The organism is Variovorax atrisoli 110B, assembly GCF_000382045.1.
Classification (GTDB): Bacteria; Pseudomonadota; Gammaproteobacteria; order Burkholderiales; family Burkholderiaceae_C; genus Variovorax; species Variovorax atrisoli.
In genome coordinates, this window is sequence record NZ_KB907450.1 from 1346562 (window position 1) to 1363238 (window position 16677).

Consider the following 16677-nt stretch of genomic DNA (forward strand, 5'->3'; position numbering starts at 1 on the left):
TGGAAACTTTCCTCCGTGATGACACCGGCACCGCGCCGGCGGCTTCGCGCCAGCAAGTGGCGTGCTGTCATGTTACAGGCTCGAAAGGCCCTCGGGCGCTACAGATGTGCAGACTTTGTCGCACGATGGGTATCGTCTGACATCCGAAGCCTCCTCGATCACGCTCCGGCCAGCATGCTGGCGACGTGTCGCCCGATGGCCAGGCTGCTCGTGAGGCCTGGCGACTCGATGCCGAAGAGGTTTACCAGCCCCTGCACGCCGTGCGACGCAGGCCCGTCGATCATGAAGTCGGCTGCCGGCTCGCCAGGTCCGGAAATCTTGGGACGCATGCCCGCATAGCCCGGTATGAGCGCCCCGTCCGGCAGCGCGGGCCAGTACTTGCGGACCTCGGCATAGAAACCCTCGCCGCGCAAGGGATCCACCACCAGGTCGTCGGGCGAGGCCACCCACTGGACGTCGGGCCCGAACTTGGCCTGCCCACCCAGGTCGATCGTGAGATGAACGCCCAGCCCGGCCGGCTCGGGCACCGGGTAGACGAGGCGGCTGAAAGGCGCACGGCCCGACAGGGTGAAGTAGTTGCCCTTGGCGAAGTACTCCTTCGGTACCGACGATGCCGGCAGGCCCTCGAAGCGCCGGGCCAGTGCAGGAGCGCCCAGTCCCGCCGCATTGACCACGCTGCGGCAACGCAGCACGGTGCCGTCTTCCGCCGTCAGCACGATCGCGCCATCGCCGCACTCGGCGCGCGTGATGGGCGACTTCAGCGCCAGCATTCCGCCAGCGTTCTCCAGGTCGCCCAGCAGGCTCAGCATGAGTGCGTGGCTGTCGACGATGCCGGTGCTCGGCGAATGGAGCGCCGCGATGCAACGCAGTTGCGGCTCCATGGCAATGGCCTGCTGCGCCGTGAGCAGGACCAGATCGTCCACGCCGTTGGCAGCCGCCTTCTTCTGGATGGCTTCGAGCTGCGCCGCCTGCTCGGGAGAGGTCGCCACGATCAGCTTGCCGCAGCGCTGGTGCGGCACGCCGCGCTCGGCCGCATAGGCATACAGCATCTGCTTGCCCTCCACGCAGAGTCTCGCCTTGAGCGAACCCTGGGGATAGTAGATGCCGGCATGAATGACCTCGCTGTTGCGCGAACTCGTTCCCGTGCCGATGGCACCTTCGGACTCGAGCACCAGCACCTCCCGGCCCGCGAGAGCCAACGCGCGCGCGACAGCCAGCCCAACCACACCACCGCCGATGACGGCGCAATCTATTTCGTCCATCGCGCGAGCTTAGCGCGGCTCGCACCGACATCGGCGCGCCGCGGGCTCACAGCACCGAGGGCGGCGGCTCGGGATCGGTCGGCTCGTCGGGCTGCTTCTCGGGCCCTTCGTCGGGCTCTACGGGCAGATCCGGTGCGACAGGCGGCGGAATGTCGGGATGAGTGGCCATGGCAGTGCTCCTTTCACTCAGGTTCTAAGCCTCGCGGGAGAAAAGATCGACAGCACTCGGCTGCACTTGCCGTCGGCGCGTGCCGACAGTGGAGATCGAGGCTTCATGTCATGGTCATGACTGCGCTGCCGCAGTGTCGCTCGAGGGCAGCGTTACTACTTCCTGCGACTTGGGCATCGACTGCGGATGTGTTGTACTGCCTCGCGCTGCCGGCGCCTTCGGCAGACAAGCGTCATCGCACCAGCCATCGCGTCATTTTCTTCAGGGAGAAAAATGTCCACCATCGATGCAAACGGGATGCTGATCGACCCCAAGGTGATCCTCCGAAGATCGCCAGGAATCGAACACGGCACCCTCTCCGGCGTGGCCGCCATCGTGATCCACCAGACCGATTCGCCCACTGCCGAATCCAGCCTCAACGGCTACCAGGTGGGCGGCAACGGCGCCCACTTTCTCATCGACAAGAACGGCCAGATCTACCAGACGGCGAGCGTCCTCGCGCGCTGCTACCACGTCGGCAAGCTCATCAAGTCGAAGTGCCTGACCATCGACAGGAGCACCTGCGACACGGGCGCCATGGCCAGGATGCTGGCGATGTCTTGGGTCAGCCAGATCAACGCGATCGACGCGCACGAGCGCGCGAAGCCCTACCCGGACCGCTATCCGGTGAACGGCGATTCGATCGGCATCGAGCTGGTCGGCATGCACATCGACGACAGGAACTACGAGGCCGTGACCGCGGCGCAGAACACTTCGCTTCAATGGCTCATCGACGTGCTGTACGCGCAGTTCAACCTCAAGCCGGAGGATGTCTACAGGCACCCGACGGTGTCGTACAAGAACCCTGGCGAAGCGAGCTCGGCGATATGGAAGTGAGACTCCGTGCCCTGGGGCTCGCGGTGGGCACGATGCTCCTCGCATCCTGCGCGACGACGCGCGACCCCGCGTTCAGCAACATCTACGTCGCCGACTTCCACTCGGACTCGCCGGCCACCTGCCGCAGCTCGGATGTGCCGCGCAACCACGGGCAAGCGCGGGAGTTCTTCTCGAAAGCCCGCGAGGTCGACTACAAGACGCTGCATGACAACTACGAACTGGCGCCCTGCTATGCAGAAGGCACGCTGCTGCGCCAGGGCAAGTCGTGCGACTGGCAGATCCGAGCCGGCGCGACGGGCTCGGTGCAATGCGGCGAGCAGAAGATGTACTTCGCGTGCGACGACTGCGGCGATCTGCTCGGCGACACGAAGTAGCCAGACGAGGCACGGAGAACAGCCCACTGCGCGTTGGGCGCACAAAACAAAAAAGCGACCTGGAAATCCAGGTCGCTTTTTGATTTGGTGGGCGGTGGAGGCTTCGAACCTCCGACCCCAGCAGTGTGAATGCTGTGCTCTACCCCTGAGCTAACCGCCCTTGGCACCGCTGCTTTTTGCCTCAGTGCCTAGAAAACGTATCGCGTTCTGCGAAGCCTCAGATTATGCCATAGCTTTTCAGCTGCTTTCAAGAAACTGCAATGTTTTCGCGAAACAGCGTTCGGCCACCGCTGGATTTGTCGAGTTGGGCCAGCACGGCCTCGTGCGCGGTCAGCTCGTGCTCGGCCGCCATGATCACCGGCAGTTCGAACTGGCTCAGGTCGACGGCAACGACGGTCGTCCCCTGCACTGGCTCCGCGGCCGCCACGTCGATGAGCAGCGCATCCTGTCCGCGCGTGAGGTTGATGTAGACGTCCGCCAGCAGCTGGGCGTCGAGCTTGGCGCCGTGGAAGGTGCGGTTGGAGCGGTCGACGCCGAAGCGGTCGCACAGCGCGTCGAGCGAATTGCGCTTGCCGGGGTACACCTGCTTGGCCATCGCCAGCGTGTCGGTCACTTCGCTGACGAAGGTGCGCAGCGGCGGCAGGCCCACGCGCTCGAACTCCTTGTTGAGGAAGCCGACGTCGAACGCCGCGTTGTGGATGATGATCTCGGCGTCGCGCAGGTACTCGACGATGTCGTTGGCCAGCGTGCCGAACTTCGGCTTGTCGCGCAGGAAGTCGGTCGTCAGGCCGTGGACCTTGAGCGCGTCCTCGTGGCTCTCGCGCTCCGGGTTGAAATAGATGTGCAGGTCGTTGCCGGTGAGCTTTCGGTTGAACAGCTCCACGCAGCCGAGCTCGATGATGCGATCGCCGTTCTCGGCGGAAAGGCCGGTGGTTTCGGTGTCGAGGACGATCTGGCGACTCATGTGCTCTCCCTGCTCATCAGTGGTTTTCCTTGGCGTGGTTGATCGAGTACTTCGGGATCTCGATCGTCACATTCTCCTGCGCAAGGATCGCCTGGCAACTCAGGCGCGACTGCGGCTCCAGGCCCCAGGCGCGGTCGAGCAGGTCTTCCTCGCCCTCTTCCGCCTCGTTCAGCGAGTTGAAGCCCTCGCGCACGATCACGTGGCAGGTGGTGCAGGCGCAGCTCATCTCGCAGGCGTGCTCGATGTCGATGTGGTTGTCGAGCAGCGCCTCGCAGATCGAGGTGCCGGCGGGCGCGGTGATTTCTGCGCCTTCGGGGCAGTACTCGGGATGCGGGTAGATCTTGATCGTGGGCATGTCGTTGTTCTAGAGAGATTCGACCTTGCGCCCGGCAAGCGCGCGCGCGATGCCCGCGTTCATGCGCTGTGCGGCGAAGGCTTCCGTGTCGTCGGCCAGCTTCTTGGTCGCTGCCTCGATGGCGGCGGCGTCGCTGCCGCCCTTGGCGGCTTCGCGCAGCTGGGCCATCGATGCGTCGATGGCCGCGCGCTCTTCGTCGCTCAGCAGGTCGCCATCGGCATCGAGCGCGCTCTGCGTGGCCAGCAGCATGCGATCGGCATCGACGCGCGCCTCGACCAGTGCGCGGGCCTGCATGTCCTGCTGCGCGGTGGAGAAGCTCTCCTGCAGCATGGTCGCGATCTGGTCGTCCGACAGGCCGTACGAGGGCTTGACCGCCACGCTGGCCTCGACGCCGCTGGTCTGCTCCTTCGCGCTGACGCTCAGCAGGCCGTCGGCGTCGACCGTGAAGGTCACGCGGATGCGCGCCGCACCGGCGGCCATCGGCGGAATGCCGCGCAGCGTGAAGCGCGCGAGGCTTCGGCAGTCGGCCACGAGGTCGCGCTCGCCCTGCACCACGTGCAGCGCCAGTGCGGTCTGGCCGTCCTGGTAGGTGGTGAAGTCCTGCGCCATCGCGGTCGGGATGGTCTGGTTGCGCGGCACGATGCGCTCGACGAGCCCGCCCATGGTCTCGATGCCGAGCGACAGCGGGATCACGTCGAGCAGCAGCAGTTCGCCCGCACCGTTGTTGCCGGCGAGCTGGTTGGCCTGGATGGCGGCGCCCAGCGCCACGACTTCGTCAGGGTTCAGGTTCACCAGCGGCTCGCGGCCGAAGAAATCGGCCACCGCGCGGCGAACCTGCGGCATGCGCGTGGAGCCGCCAACCAGAACGATGCCCTTCAGTTCTTCCGCCTTGAGCTTCGCGTCGCGCAGCGCCTTTCGCACGGCAGCAATGGTGCGATCGGTGAGCGATTGGGTGGCCGAGTAGAACTGCTCGCGCGTGACGTCGAGCGAAACCGTCTTGCCTGCGACTTCGGCCTTGAACACGACCGTCTCCGAATCGGTCAGCGCCTCTTTCGCGGCACGGGCGGCCACGAGCAGCGCGGCCTTGTCGGCGTCGCTGGCGGCTTGCACGCTCGTCTGCGCAAGCACGAAATCCGTCAGCGCATGGTCGTAGTCGTCGCCGCCGAGGGCCGAGTCGCCGCCAGTGGCGATCACCTCGAACACGCCCTGCGTGAGACGCAGGATCGAGATGTCGAAGGTGCCGCCACCCAGGTCGTACACCGCGTAGACGCCTTCGCTCGCGTTGTCCAGGCCGTAGGCGATGGCCGCGGCCGTCGGCTCGCTGATCAGGCGCAGTACGTTGAGGCCGGCGAGCTGCGCGGCGTCCTTGGTCGCCTGGCGCTGGCCTTCGTCGAAGTACGCCGGCACGGTGATGACGGCGCCGTAGAGCTCGTCGTCGAAGGTGTCTTCCGCGCGGAAGCGCAGCGTGGCAAGGATCTCGGCACTGATCTCGACCGGCGACTTCTCGCCCGCGAGCGTCTGCACCTTGACCATGCCGCCGTCGCCGCTGCCGATGCGGTACGACATCGACTCGCGGTTCGCGATGTCGGCCAGGCCGCGGCCCATCAGGCGCTTCACAGAGGTGATGGTGTTGGCCGGGTCCTGCGCGCGCGCAGCCAGCGCGTCGTACCCGATCTGGCGGCGATCGCCTTCGAGGTACCGCACCGCCGAAGGCAGCAGCAGGCGTCCCTGGTCGTCGGGCAGGCATTCGGCCACGCCGTTGCGCACCGAGGCGACCAGCGAGTGCGTGGTGCCCAGGTCGATGCCGACTGCGATGCGGCGCTGATGCGGATCGGGCGCCTGGCCGGGTTCTGAAATCTGGAGAAGAGCCATGCGTCTATTGTCCCAACTGATCGAACTTGGCTTCGACGTCCTGTGCGAAGCGCTCAATGAACATGAGGGCTCTCACCTGCTTGGCTGCGGCGGGGTAATCGCCCTTCTCGTCGATGAGCCAGTCGAGCGACGACAGCGCCTTCGTGCGGCCGGCCTCCACCTCCGCATGGAGCTTTTCGAGCGAAGCGATGTCAGCCACCTCGTCGAGCGACTCGCGCCATTCCATCTGCTGCATCAGGAACTCGGGCGGCATCGCCGTGTTGTTCTCGGCGTCGAGCGGCGCGCCGTTCAGCTCGCAGATGTAGCTGGCGCGTCGGATCGGGTCCTTCAGCCGCTGGTAGGCCTCGTTGATGCGCACCGACCACTGCATGGCCACGCGCTGCGCCGCAGCGCCCTGCGCGGCGAAGCGGTCCGGGTGGGCCTCGCGCTGCAGTTCCTTCCAGCGCGCGTCGAGCACCTCGCGTTCCTGCGCGAAGGTCGCCGGGACGGCGAACAGTTGAAAGTCGGTGTCGTTCAGGTTCATGGCAAGAAAAAACCGCCAGCACATGACGTGTTGGCGGCCGTGGTCGCAGTCAGCGACGGCGCATCAGTTCAGATGCGGAAGCTTTCCCCGCAGCCGCAGCGGTCGCGTTCGTTGGGGTTGTTGAACTTGAAGCCCTCGTTCAGGCCCTCGCGCACGAAGTCGAGCTGCGTACCGTCGATATAGGCAAGGCTCTTCGGGTCGACCAGCACCTTCACGCCGTGGTCTTCGAAGACCACGTCCTCCGGCGCCAGTTCGTCCACGTACTCGAGCTTGTAGGCCAGGCCCGAGCAACCCGTGGTCTTCACGCCCAGCCGCACACCCACCCCCTTGCCCCTCTTGCCGAGGTAGCGGGTGACGTGTCGGGCAGCGGCTTCTGTCAGCGTGACGGCCATGTCAGTGGACAGCTTCGGCAGCGGCACCGGTTTCGGTCTTCGCGCCGTGCTTGGCCTTGTAGTCGTTCACCGCTGCCTTGATGGCATCTTCCGCCAGGATGGAGCAGTGGATCTTCACCGGCGGCAGTGCCAGCTCCTCGGCGATCTGCGCGTTCTTGAGCGCAGCCGCTTCGTCGAGCGTCTTGCCCTTGACCCATTCGGTCACGAGCGACGACGAGGCGATGGCCGAGCCGCAGCCGTAGGTCTTGAAGCGTGCGTCTTCGATCACGCCGGTTTCGGGGTTGACCTTGATCTGCAGCTTCATCACGTCGCCGCAGGCCGGTGCGCCGACCATGCCGGTGCCGACGGAGTCGTCGCCCTTTTCGAAGGAGCCGACGTTGCGCGGGTTCTCGTAGTGGTCGATGACCTTGGAAGAATATGCCATGGTGTACCTCTCAAACTTTGTTCAATCGTGGTGCCTGGTGCGGGCCTGACCTGTCGTTTCCCGGGTCAGTGGGCCGACCACTGGATCGTGCTGATGTCGACGCCGTCCTGGAACATCTCCCACAGGGGGCTCAGCTCGCGCAGCTTGGCAACGTTGTGCTTGATGGTCGAAATGGCGTAGTCGATTTCTTCTTCGGTCGTGAAGCGGCCGATGGTCATGCGCAGGCTGCTGTGGGCCAGTTCGTCGCTGCGGCCCAGCGCCCGCAGCACGTAGCTGGGCTCGAGGCTGGCCGAGGTGCAGGCCGAACCCGACGACACCGCCAGGCCCTTGATGCCCATGATCAGCGACTCGCCCTCGACGTAGTTGAAGCTCATGTTCAGGTTGTGCGGCACGCGGTGCTCGAGGTCGCCGTTGATGAACACCTGCTCGATGTCCTTCAGGCCGTCGAGCAGGCGCTTCTGCAGGCGGCGCGCGTGCTCGATGTCCTTGTGCATCTCCAGCTTGGCGATGCGGTAGGCCTCGCCCATGCCGACGATCTGGTGCGTGGGCAGCGTGCCCGAGCGCATGCCGCGCTCATGGCCACCACCGTGCATCTGCGCTTCCAGGCGCACGCGCGGCTTGCGTCGCACGAACAGCGCGCCGATGCCCTTGGGGCCATAGGTCTTGTGCGAAGCCAGGCTCATCAGGTCGATGGGCAGCTTCGTGACGTCGATGTCGATCTTGCCGGTGGCCTGGGCAGCGTCGACGTGGAAGACGATGCCCTTCTCGCGGCAGATGTTGCCGATGGAGACCACATCCTGGATCACTCCGATCTCGTTGTTCACGAAGAGCACGCTGACCAGGATGGTGTCGGGACGGATCGCTGCCTTGAACTCCTCCAGGTCGACAAGCCCGTTTTCCTCGACGTCGAGGTAGGTGACCTCGAAGCCCTGGCGCTCCAGTTCGCGCATGGTGTCGAGCACGGCCTTGTGCTCGGTCTTCAGGGTGATGAGGTGCTTGCCCTTGCCCTTGTAGAAATTGGCCGCGCCCTTGAGGGCGAGGTTGATCGACTCCGTGGCGCCCGAGGTCCAGACGATCTCGCGCGGGTCGGCGTTGATGAGCTCCGCCACCTGGCCGCGCGCCTTCTCGACCGCCTCTTCAGCCTCCCAGCCCCATGCGTGGCTGCGCGACGCCGGGTTGCCGAAGTGCTCGCGCAACCAGGGAATCATGGCGTCGACCACACGAGGGTCGACCGGCGTGGTCGCGCCGTAATCGAGATAGATCGGGAAATGAGGAGTTACGTCCATGGCTGGCTCGTGCTGGCGTGGGGGTTGTTCTTTGATCTGGGCTGCTCAGGCTGGCGCCCGAAGGCGCCGCCGGGACTCTGACTCGGCGCTATCAGGACTTGGCGAAAGCGTTCCCGAGCGCGAACACCGAATTCGGCGCGTTCACGCGAATCGGCTTGACCACCGGCTGCGCGGAGATCGCGCGCTTGACGACCGGCTTGTTCTCGATCTGCACGCCCTTGGCGATCTGGTCGTCGACCAGCTTCTGCAGCGTGACGGAGTCGAGGAACTCGACCATGCGCTGGTTCAGCGAGGCCCAGAGCTCGTGGGTCATGCAACGGCCGGCTTCGCCGAGGCAGTTTTCCTTGCCACCGCACTGGGTGGCGTCGATGGGTTCGTCGACGGAGACGATGATGTCGGCCACGGTGATGTCCGCGGCCTTGCGGCCGAGACTGTAGCCGCCGCCGGGGCCACGGGTCGACTCGACCAGCTCGTGGCGGCGCAGCTTGCCGAACAGCTGTTCGAGGTACGACAGCGAGATCTGCTGCCGCTGGCTGATCGCGGCCAGCGTGACCGGACCGGTGTTCTGACGCAACGCCAGATCGATCATGGCTGTGACCGCAAAACGGCCTTTGGTAGTGAGACGCATCGCAAGCTCCTTCAAGTGCTTACCGTTGAAACGACACCTTGGTCCAGGACCGCGGTGACTTCGTCTCCGCCCTGCCCGGCCCCTGACGCTGGTGAACCAGTCAGTAGGAGTCGGTCCTTCATCGCGAAGTTCTTCTGGTTGTTGTTGAGTATTTCGCTCAAGTATAACAGAAGGCCCCGAGGTCTGCTCGGGTAAACCCCAGCGCGGCCCGATCCGGGCTTGAAGACGTTCGCGCTACTTCCCGATGCTGACGATGTTGTCGCCGCCGGAAGCCCCGAAAGCCTGCTCCCGAAGCAGGGCCAGCTGGTCGCGGACGCGGGCCGCCTTCTCGAACTCGAGATTGCGGGCGTGCTCCAGCATCTGCTTTTCGAGCCGCTTGATCTCCCGGGAGATGTCCTTCTCGCTCATGTCCTCGACCTTGGCGCGTTCCAGGTCGAGCTTGGCGGCCTCCTTGCCGCTCTTTTCGCTGTAGACGCCGTCGATCAGGTCGCGCACCTGCTTGACGATGCTGCGCGGCGTGATGCCGTTGGCCTCGTTGTACGCGATCTGGCGGGCGCGGCGGCGTTCGGTTTCGTCGATGGCCTTCTTCATCGAGTCGGTCATCCTGTCGGCGTAGAGGATCGCCTTGCCGTTCAGGTTCCGCGCGGCGCGGCCGATGGTCTGGATCAGCGAGCGCTCCGCGCGCAGGAAGCCTTCCTTGTCGGCATCGAGGATCGCCACCAGCGACACCTCCGGAATGTCCAGCCCCTCGCGCAGCAGGTTGATGCCCACCAGCACGTCGAATGTGCCCAGCCGCAGGTCGCGCAGGATCTCCACCCGCTCCACCGTATCGACGTCGCTGTGCAGGTAGCGCACCTTCACGCCGTTGTCGCCCAGGTAGTCGGTCAACTGCTCGGCCATGCGCTTGGTCAGCGTGGTGATCAGCACCCGCTCGTTCTTCTCGACGCGCGTGCGTATCTCGCCCAGCACGTCGTCGACCTGGTGGGTGGCGGGACGCACCTCGACCTCGGGGTCGATCAGGCCGGTAGGCCGCACCAGCTGCTCGACCACGTTGCCGGCATGGTCCTTCTCGTACTGCGCCGGCGTGGCCGACACGAAGATGCACTGCCGCACACGGGCCTCGAACTCCTCCAGCTTGAGCGGCCGGTTGTCCAGGGCGCTCGGCAGGCGGAAGCCGTACTCGACCAGCGTGAGCTTTCGCGCGCGGTCGCCGTTGTACATGCCGCCGAGCTGGCCGACCATCTGGTGGCTCTCGTCGAGGAACATCAGGGCGTCCTTCGGCAGGTAGTCGGTCAGCGTGGGTGGCGGGTCGCCCGGGGCGGCGCCCGAAAGGTGCCGCGTGTAGTTCTCGATGCCCTTGCAGTGACCGATTTCCGACAGCATCTCCAGGTCGAAGCGCGTGCGCTGCTCCAGCCGCTGCGCCTCCACCAGCTTGCCGGCGCCGACCAGTTCCTTGAGCCGCTCGGCCAGTTCGATCTTGATGGTCTCCACCGCCGCCAGCACCTTGTCCCGCGGCGTCACGTAGTGGCTCGACGGGTACACGGTGAAGCGCGGCACCTTCTGCCGGATGCGCCCGGTCAGCGGGTCGAAGAGCTGCAGCGACTCGATCTCGTCGTCGAACAGCTCGAATCGGATCGCCAGCTCGCTGTGCTCGGCCGGAAACACGTCGATGGTGTCGCCGCGCACCCGGAACGTGCCGCGCGCGAAGTCCTGCTCGTTGCGCGTGTACTGCATGCGGATCAGCTGCGAGATGAGGTCGCGCTGGCCGACCTTGTCGCCGACGCGGGCAATCAGCCGCATCTCCATGTAGTCCTCGGGGGTACCGATGCCGTAGATCGCGCTCACCGTGGCCACGATGACCGTGTCGCGCCGCTCCAGCACGCTTTTTGTGGCCGACAGGCGCATCTGCTCGATGTGCTCGTTGATCGACGAGTCCTTCTCGATGAACAGGTCGCGCTGGGGCACGTAGGCCTCGGGCTGGTAGTAGTCGTAGTAGCTGACGAAGTACTCCACGGCGTTCTTGGGGAAGAACTCGCGGAACTCGCTGTACAGCTGCGCCGCCAGTGTCTTGTTGGGCGCGAACACGATGGCGGGACGGCCCATGCGGGCGATCACGTTGGCCATGGTGAAGGTCTTGCCCGAGCCGGTCACGCCCAGCAGGGTCTGGAACGACTCGCCGTCCTTCACGCCCTCCACCAGCCCCTCGATGGCCGCGGGCTGGTCGCCGGCAGGCGGATAGGGCTGGTAGAGCTCGAAGGGCGAGCCGGGAAATTTGACGAATTCGCCCTGTTTCGCCGGCCCGCTCGGGTCGAGTTTCTTCAGGTCTGCTATGGCTTCGTTGTTCTCTGGCATGGCTGTTCCCGACAGGTGGCGCTCGCGCCGGTAAAATTCAAGGCAACCGGAAAGCATAAAGCCTCATCCGGTTGCAGCGCAGCTTTCATCCCAAAGGACCTTTCCATGTCTATGTTCACCGCGGTCGAAATGGCACCGCGCGACCCGATCCTCGGCCTCAACGAACAATTCGCAGCCGACACCAACCCCAACAAGGTCAATCTCGGCGTCGGCGTCTATTACGACGACAACGGCAAGCTGCCCCTGCTGCAGTGCGTGCAGGCGGCCGAGCAGAACATGATGAAAGCGCCCACCGCGCGCGGCTACCTCCCCATCGACGGCATCGCCGCCTACGACAACGCCGTCAAGGCGCTGGTCTTCGGTGCCGACAGCGAGCCCGTCACCTCCGGCCGCGTCGCCACCATCCAGGCCATCGGCGGCACGGGTGGCCTGAAGGTCGGCGCCGACTTCCTGAAGAAGCTCAACCCCAACGCCAAGGTGCTGATCAGCGACCCGAGCTGGGAAAACCACCGCGCGCTCTTCACCAACGCCGGCTTCGAAGTCGAGAGCTACCCCTACTACGACGCCGCCAAGCGCGGCATCAACTTCGACGGCATGCTGGCCGCGCTCAACGCAGCTCCCGCCGGCACCATCGTCGTGCTGCACGCCTGCTGCCACAACCCGACCGGCTACGACATCACCCCGGCCCAGTGGGACCAGGTGGTCGCCGCCGTCAAGGCGAAGGGCCTGGTGCCCTTCCTCGACATGGCCTACCAGGGCTTCGGCTACGGCCTGAAGGAAGACGGCGCGGCCGTCGCCAAGTTCGTGGCTGCCGGCCTGACCTTCTTCGTCTCGACCTCGTTCTCCAAGAGCTTCAGTCTCTACGGCGAGCGCGTCGGCGCCCTGTCGGTGCTGTGCGAGAACAAGGAAGAAGCCGCCCGCGTGCTGTCGCAGCTCAAGATCGCCATCCGCACCAACTACAGCAACCCGCCCACGCACGGCGGCGCCGTGGTGGCCGCAGTGCTCGGCAACCCCGAGCTGCGCACCCTCTGGGAGAAGGAACTGGGCGAGATGCGCGTGCGCATCAAGGCCATGCGCCAGGCGCTGGTCGACGGCCTGAAGGCTGCCGGCGTGAAGGAAGACATGAGCTTCATCACCACCCAGATCGGCATGTTCAGCTACTCGGGCCTCACCAAGGACCAGATGGTGCGCCTGCGCAGCGAGTTCGGCGTGTACGGCACCGACACCGGCCGCATGTGCGTGGCCGCGCTCAACAGCAAGAACATCGAGCACGTCTGCGCTTCGATCGCCAAAGTCATCTAGGTGACAGCAATGTGTGAGGGAATCCGCCACGGGCGACGATTCCTTCACACTCTTTCCCGGAAGAGCCCCGGCGGCGAGTGAATGTAGGGGTTAGGCCTCCTGCAACGCAGCGGATGCGCTGATATATTGCGCCGCAACATTCCACTCCAAGACCTCCGATGCTCTATCAACTCTACGAAGCCCAGCGTTCCCTGATGGAGCCGTTTGCGGACTTCGCACAGGCGGCCTCCAAGCTCTACAGCCCTGGTGCCGTGTGGGGCCAGCTTCCGATCTCCCAGCGCATGGCCGCGAGCTACGACCTGCTCTACCGCCTGGGCAAGGACTATGAGAAGCCCGAGTTCAACATCAAGTCGGTCAAGGTCGATGGCGCGGAAGTGGTGATCCAGGAGGTCGTCGAGTTCGACAAGCCCTTCTGCGAGCTGCGCCGCTTCAAGCGCTTCACGGACGATCCGCACACCCTCAAGACGCTCAAGAGCCAGCCCGTGGTGCTGATCGTGGCGCCCCTGTCGGGCCACTACGCCACGCTGCTGCGCGACACCGTGCGCACCATGCTGCAGGATCACAAGGTCTACATCACCGACTGGAAGAACGCACGCATGGTGCCGCTCGCCGAAGGCGAGTTCCACCTCGACGACTACGTCAACTACGTGCAGGAGTTCATCCGCCGCCTGCAGGCCGAATACGGCAACTGCCACGTGGTGAGCGTGTGCCAGCCGACCGTGCCGGTGCTCGCGGCCGTCTCGCTCATGGCCAGCCGCGGCGAGACCCTGCCGCTCACCATGACGATGATGGGCGGCCCCATCGACGCTCGAAAGTCGCCCACCGCGGTGAACAACCTTGCAATGAACAAGAGCTTCGAGTGGTTCGAGAACAACGTGATCTATCGCGTGCCGCAAGGCTTCCCTGGCGAGGGCCGCAGGGTGTATCCGGGCTTCCTGCAGCACACCGGCTTCGTGGCGATGAACCCCGACCGCCACGCCAGCAGTCACTACGACTACTTCAAGAACCTGATCAAGGGCGACGACGCCAGCGCCGAGGCCCACCGCAAGTTCTACGACGAGTACAACGCCGTGCTCGACATGGACGCCGATTACTACCTCGAGACCATCCGCACGGTGTTCCAGGAGTTCGACCTGGTCAACGGCACGTGGGATGTGCGCAACCCCAAGGGCCAGCTGGAGCGCGTGCGCCCGCAGGACATCCGCTCGACCGCCCTGCTCACCGTCGAAGGCGAGCTCGACGACATCTCGGGCTCGGGCCAGACCGAGGCCGCGCACAGCCTGTGCACCGGCATCGCGAACGACAAGCGCGAGCACTACGAGGTCAAGGGCGCCGGCCACTACGGCATCTTCAGCGGCCGCCGCTGGCGCGAACTGGTCTACCCCAAGATGCTGAAGTTCATCGCCGCCAATGACCAGCCGCAAAGCCGCGCCAGCAGCCGCGGCGGCCTGGGCGCCGAAGACACCGTCAAGCCCGGGCGCAGGATTCCCGCTTCGGTCGCCGCCAAGAAGGCGCCGGCGAAGAAGACCGCCACCGTGGCGGCGAAGAAGCGCGCCGCCTCCTGAGGCGGCCGCGCATCGACGACAACAGCCAGGTGAACGGGCTCGCCGCACGCATCAACGACGCACTGCCTCAGACGCAGTGCACACGTTGCGGCTACCCGGATTGCGCAGGCTACGCGCAGGCCGTGGCCGACGGCGAGGCCGGCATCAACCAGTGCCCGCCGGGCGGCGCCGAAGGCATAGAGCGGCTCTCCCGCATCACCGGCCGCCCAGCCCTGCCCCTCGATCCCCAGTTCGGCATCGAAGGTCCGCGCGCCATGGCCGTGATCGACGAGGCCTGGTGCATCGGCTGCACGCTGTGCCTCGACGCCTGCCCCACCGACGCCATCGTGGGCATCAACAAGCGCATGCACACGGTGATCGAGGCCCATTGCACGGGCTGCGAGCTGTGCATTCCGGTCTGCCCCGTCGATTGCATCTCGCTCGAGGTCGAGACGCCGGGCCGCAGCGGCTGGCAGGCCTGGTCGGCCGAGCAAGCCGACAGCGCGCGCGCCCGCTACGAGGTGCACGGCAGGCACCGCAACACCGACGCCCGCCTTGCCGAAACAGCCCCCGAAGCCGAAGCCCCCCAGGACGCCGACGCCCGCAAGCGCTCCATCGTCGAGGCCGCCCTGGCGCGCGCCCGCGCCTCCTCCCTGCAGCGACGCCCTCCCGCTGGCAAAGCATGACGCTCGACACCCTGCTGATCTACGTCGTCGCCTCGCTGGCGCTGGCCCTGATTCCCGGGCCGACGATGCTGCTGGCGCTGTCCAACGGCATCGAAGGCGGCATGCGCCGCGCGAGCTGGGGCATCGCGGGAGCGTCGCTGGGCAGCAGCACGCTGATCGCGGTCGTGGCGCTCGGGCTGGGGTCGCTGCTGGCGGCCTCCGAATGGCTCTTCAATGCCATCCGCGTGGCCGGCGTGGCCTATCTGGTTTGGCTGGGCATCAAGCTCTGGCGCAGCGAGGCGACCGACCTGCGCACCGCGCTGGCCAGGTCGCCGCTCGAAGCGCGGCCGCACGGGCGCATCGCCCTCCTGCGCAGCCTCGCGGTGGCGCTGTCGAACCCGAAGACGGTGCTGTTCTTCGCGGCCTTCCTGCCGCAGTTCGTCGACATCACGAAGCCGCAGGGCCCGCAGTACCTGCTGCTGGGCGCGGTGTTCGTCGCGCTCGACACCTGCGTGATGCTGGCCTACGCGGGCGCCGGCACGCAGGCCGTGCGGTTCCTCTCGCAGCGCGGCATCAGGTTGATGAACCGCGGCTGCGCGGCCGGCATGTGGCTGCTGGCCGCCACGCTGGCCGTGTGGCGCCGCCCCGGCTTGTAACAAGTTCTCCCCCAGGCTTCGCGCACTTCGTGTCGCTGCGCCACCCCCTTCCGGGGCAACACCTGCGGCCTGGCAAAGCCGGTTCCGCGGTGTTCCTGGCAATACCGGTTCAACCTCTGCGCTTGAAGAGCATCAGCAGCACGCCGGCCAGCACGACGGCCACGGCGTACCACTCGAAGCGCGTGACGGCCTCGTTGGCGATCCACACGCCCAGCAGCATCGCGATCACCGGGTTGACGAAGGTGTAGCTCGCGGCCAGGCCGGCCGGCGCACGCGCCAGCAGCACCATGTAGGCATTGAAGGCGATCAGCGAGCCGAACACCACCAGGTAGACCCAGGCGGCGAGCGCCTCGGGCCGAGGCGGCCAGCTCATGGTCTCACCCGAGACGGCCGCCAGCCCCATCAGCACCACGCCACCGCAGAGCATCTCGCTCGCGAAGCCCATCGCGCCGGGCGCGAGCGGCAGGCTGCGCTGGCTCAGCACGCTGCCCAGCGACCAGCAGGCGGTCGCGATGCAGATCGCCACCAGCCCCTCAGGCGACGCGCGGAAGCCGCTGCCCTGCGTGAGCATCAGCACGCCGACGAGGCCGAGCGCGATGCCGGCTGCTTCCAGCTTCGACGGCTTCACGCCCCATATCAGGTTTAGCAGCGCGATCAGCAGCGGAATCACCGCAATGAACGCCACCACCAGCCCCGAGCCGATCGACACCTCGGCGTAGGCCGTTCCGCCCATGCCGCCGCCCAGCATCAGCGCGCCGACGATCAGGGCGTTGCGCCATTGCGCGAGCGACGGCCACGGCGCCCCGCGCCAGCGCATCCAGGCCGCGAGCAGCACGCCCGCGAACAGGAAGCGCGAGCCCATCTGCAGGAAAGGCGGGAAGCTGATCAGCGCGTACTTGATCGCGAGGTATGTCGAGCCCCACACCAGCCACGTGGCGGCGAGGCAGAGCCACAGCAGCGGCGGCAGCCCTGGCCGGGCGGCGCCGGGCGAGGCGTGTGCGGGAGAAGCGAGGGTCGGCATCGAGGTGTCTCT

The 16677-nt window shown here is 66.1% G+C and carries 18 protein-coding genes and 1 tRNA gene; 6 read left to right on the plus strand and 13 right to left on the minus strand.

The window, feature by feature from the left end; all coding sequences use genetic code 11:
- Nucleotides 1-158: 158 nt before the first annotated feature.
- Together G369_RS0106395 and G369_RS0106400 are read right to left on the minus strand one after the other, a co-directional pair.
- Nucleotides 159-1262, minus strand: a complete 1104-nt coding sequence (locus tag G369_RS0106395) for an NAD(P)/FAD-dependent oxidoreductase (protein ID WP_019653154.1) — start codon at nucleotides 1260-1262, stop codon at nucleotides 159-161.
- 46 nt (nucleotides 1263-1308) lie between these two features.
- Nucleotides 1309-1431, minus strand: coding sequence for a hypothetical protein (locus G369_RS0106400; RefSeq protein ID WP_019653155.1), 123 nt, complete (start codon nucleotides 1429-1431; stop codon nucleotides 1309-1311).
- Between the two features lie 273 nt (nucleotides 1432-1704).
- Here G369_RS0106400 and G369_RS0106405 point away from each other — a divergent pair, with 273 nt between their 5' ends.
- Both G369_RS0106405 and G369_RS0106410 read left to right on the plus strand, forming a co-directional pair.
- Nucleotides 1705-2307 carry a peptidoglycan recognition protein family protein gene (locus G369_RS0106405; RefSeq protein ID WP_019653156.1) on the plus strand — a complete coding sequence of 201 codons (603 nt, stop codon included), beginning with the start codon at nucleotides 1705-1707 and terminating at the stop codon, nucleotides 2305-2307.
- Nucleotides 2298-2681: a hypothetical protein gene (locus G369_RS0106410; RefSeq protein WP_020722965.1), complete on the plus strand. Its 384-nt coding sequence runs from the start codon at nucleotides 2298-2300 to the stop codon at nucleotides 2679-2681. The genes G369_RS0106405 and G369_RS0106410 overlap by 10 nt, the downstream gene beginning before the upstream one ends.
- Before the next feature lie 85 nt (nucleotides 2682-2766).
- Here the strand turns inward: G369_RS0106410 and G369_RS0106415 are convergent.
- From G369_RS0106415 to uvrB, 10 genes are all read right to left on the minus strand, one after another.
- A tRNA-Val gene (locus G369_RS0106415) sits at nucleotides 2767-2841 on the minus strand.
- A gap of 87 nt (nucleotides 2842-2928) precedes the next feature.
- Nucleotides 2929-3645, minus strand: a complete 717-nt coding sequence (gene dnaQ, locus G369_RS0106420) for a DNA polymerase III subunit epsilon (protein WP_019653158.1) — start codon at nucleotides 3643-3645, stop codon at nucleotides 2929-2931.
- A 16-nt stretch (nucleotides 3646-3661) separates the two neighbouring features.
- The gene (fdx, locus tag G369_RS0106425; RefSeq protein WP_019653159.1) at nucleotides 3662-4000 is read right to left on the minus strand and encodes an ISC system 2Fe-2S type ferredoxin; all 339 of its coding nucleotides are present in this window, start codon (nucleotides 3998-4000) and stop codon (nucleotides 3662-3664) included.
- Nucleotides 4001-4009: 9 nt separating this feature from the next.
- The gene (gene hscA, locus G369_RS0106430) at nucleotides 4010-5872 is read right to left on the minus strand and encodes a Fe-S protein assembly chaperone HscA (protein ID WP_019653160.1); all 1863 of its coding nucleotides are present in this window, start codon (nucleotides 5870-5872) and stop codon (nucleotides 4010-4012) included.
- A 4-nt stretch (nucleotides 5873-5876) separates the two neighbouring features.
- The gene (gene hscB / locus G369_RS0106435) at nucleotides 5877-6395 is read right to left on the minus strand and encodes a Fe-S protein assembly co-chaperone HscB (RefSeq protein ID WP_019653161.1); all 519 of its coding nucleotides are present in this window, start codon (nucleotides 6393-6395) and stop codon (nucleotides 5877-5879) included.
- A gap of 68 nt (nucleotides 6396-6463) precedes the next feature.
- Entirely contained in the window at nucleotides 6464-6787 is a 324-nt protein-coding gene (gene iscA / locus G369_RS0106440) for an iron-sulfur cluster assembly protein IscA (RefSeq protein ID WP_026346233.1), read from the minus strand.
- A 1-nt stretch (nucleotide 6788) separates the two neighbouring features.
- On the minus strand, nucleotides 6789-7211 hold the full coding sequence (gene iscU / locus G369_RS0106445) for a Fe-S cluster assembly scaffold IscU (protein ID WP_019653163.1): 423 nt from the start codon (nucleotides 7209-7211) through the stop codon (nucleotides 6789-6791).
- A gap of 65 nt (nucleotides 7212-7276) precedes the next feature.
- Nucleotides 7277-8497 carry an IscS subfamily cysteine desulfurase gene (locus G369_RS0106450; protein ID WP_019653164.1) on the minus strand — a complete coding sequence of 407 codons (1221 nt, stop codon included), beginning with the start codon at nucleotides 8495-8497 and terminating at the stop codon, nucleotides 7277-7279.
- A gap of 91 nt (nucleotides 8498-8588) precedes the next feature.
- Nucleotides 8589-9125, minus strand: coding sequence for a Fe-S cluster assembly transcriptional regulator IscR (gene iscR, locus G369_RS0106455; protein ID WP_007828186.1), 537 nt, complete (start codon nucleotides 9123-9125; stop codon nucleotides 8589-8591).
- Nucleotides 9126-9359: 234 nt separating this feature from the next.
- Entirely contained in the window at nucleotides 9360-11477 is a 2118-nt protein-coding gene (uvrB, locus tag G369_RS0106460) for an excinuclease ABC subunit UvrB (RefSeq protein ID WP_019653166.1), read from the minus strand.
- 105 nt (nucleotides 11478-11582) lie between these two features.
- On the opposite strand from uvrB, the gene G369_RS0106465 reads away from it, so the two are divergent.
- From G369_RS0106465 to G369_RS0106480, 4 genes are all read left to right on the plus strand, one after another.
- Nucleotides 11583-12779, plus strand: coding sequence for an amino acid aminotransferase (locus G369_RS0106465; protein ID WP_019653167.1), 1197 nt, complete (start codon nucleotides 11583-11585; stop codon nucleotides 12777-12779).
- Nucleotides 12780-12937: 158 nt separating this feature from the next.
- The gene (locus G369_RS0106470) at nucleotides 12938-14344 is read left to right on the plus strand and encodes a polyhydroxyalkanoate depolymerase (RefSeq protein WP_019653168.1); all 1407 of its coding nucleotides are present in this window, start codon (nucleotides 12938-12940) and stop codon (nucleotides 14342-14344) included.
- Between the two features lie 29 nt (nucleotides 14345-14373).
- Nucleotides 14374-15009: an RnfABCDGE type electron transport complex subunit B gene (locus G369_RS0106475; protein ID WP_019653169.1), complete on the plus strand. Its 636-nt coding sequence runs from the start codon at nucleotides 14374-14376 to the stop codon at nucleotides 15007-15009.
- On the plus strand, nucleotides 15006-15644 hold the full coding sequence (locus G369_RS0106480) for a LysE family translocator (RefSeq protein ID WP_019653170.1): 639 nt from the start codon (nucleotides 15006-15008) through the stop codon (nucleotides 15642-15644). The genes G369_RS0106475 and G369_RS0106480 overlap by 4 nt, the downstream gene beginning before the upstream one ends.
- 109 nt (nucleotides 15645-15753) lie before the next feature.
- Here the strand turns inward: G369_RS0106480 and yedA are convergent, their stop codons facing one another.
- Nucleotides 15754-16665: a drug/metabolite exporter YedA gene (gene yedA, locus G369_RS0106485; protein ID WP_019653171.1), complete on the minus strand. Its 912-nt coding sequence runs from the start codon at nucleotides 16663-16665 to the stop codon at nucleotides 15754-15756.
- Nucleotides 16666-16677 lie beyond the last annotated feature (12 nt).

Bases quoted from the DNA above. Each gene is read 5' to 3' on its own strand.
- G369_RS0106400 (WP_019653155.1), bottom strand. From the start codon at position 1,431: ATGGCCACTCATCCCGACATTCCGCCGCCTGTCGCACCGGATCTGCCC.
- fdx (WP_019653159.1), bottom strand. From the start codon at position 4,000: ATGCCCACGATCAAGATCTACCCGCATCCCGAGTACTGCCCCGAAGGC.
- iscU (WP_019653163.1), bottom strand. From the start codon at position 7,211: ATGGCATATTCTTCCAAGGTCATCGACCACTACGAGAACCCGCGCAAC.
- hscB (WP_019653161.1), bottom strand. From the start codon at position 6,395: ATGAACCTGAACGACACCGACTTTCAACTGTTCGCCGTCCCGGCGACC.
- G369_RS0106470 (WP_019653168.1), top strand. From the start codon at position 12,938: ATGCTCTATCAACTCTACGAAGCCCAGCGTTCCCTGATGGAGCCGTTT.
- G369_RS0106465 (WP_019653167.1), top strand. From the start codon at position 11,583: ATGTCTATGTTCACCGCGGTCGAAATGGCACCGCGCGACCCGATCCTC.
- G369_RS0106450 (WP_019653164.1), bottom strand. From the start codon at position 8,497: ATGGACGTAACTCCTCATTTCCCGATCTATCTCGATTACGGCGCGACC.
- yedA (WP_019653171.1), bottom strand. From the start codon at position 16,665: ATGCCGACCCTCGCTTCTCCCGCACACGCCTCGCCCGGCGCCGCCCGG.
- G369_RS0106410 (WP_020722965.1), top strand. From the start codon at position 2,298: ATGGAAGTGAGACTCCGTGCCCTGGGGCTCGCGGTGGGCACGATGCTC.
- dnaQ (WP_019653158.1), bottom strand. From the start codon at position 3,645: ATGAGTCGCCAGATCGTCCTCGACACCGAAACCACCGGCCTTTCCGCC.
- uvrB (WP_019653166.1), bottom strand. From the start codon at position 11,477: ATGCCAGAGAACAACGAAGCCATAGCAGACCTGAAGAAACTCGACCCG.
- hscA (WP_019653160.1), bottom strand. From the start codon at position 5,872: ATGGCTCTTCTCCAGATTTCAGAACCCGGCCAGGCGCCCGATCCGCAT.
- G369_RS0106395 (WP_019653154.1), bottom strand. From the start codon at position 1,262: ATGGACGAAATAGATTGCGCCGTCATCGGCGGTGGTGTGGTTGGGCTG.
- G369_RS0106405 (WP_019653156.1), top strand. From the start codon at position 1,705: ATGTCCACCATCGATGCAAACGGGATGCTGATCGACCCCAAGGTGATC.
- iscA (WP_026346233.1), bottom strand. From the start codon at position 6,787: ATGGCCGTCACGCTGACAGAAGCCGCTGCCCGACACGTCACCCGCTAC.
- iscR (WP_007828186.1), bottom strand. From the start codon at position 9,125: ATGCGTCTCACTACCAAAGGCCGTTTTGCGGTCACAGCCATGATCGAT.
- G369_RS0106480 (WP_019653170.1), top strand. From the start codon at position 15,006: ATGACGCTCGACACCCTGCTGATCTACGTCGTCGCCTCGCTGGCGCTG.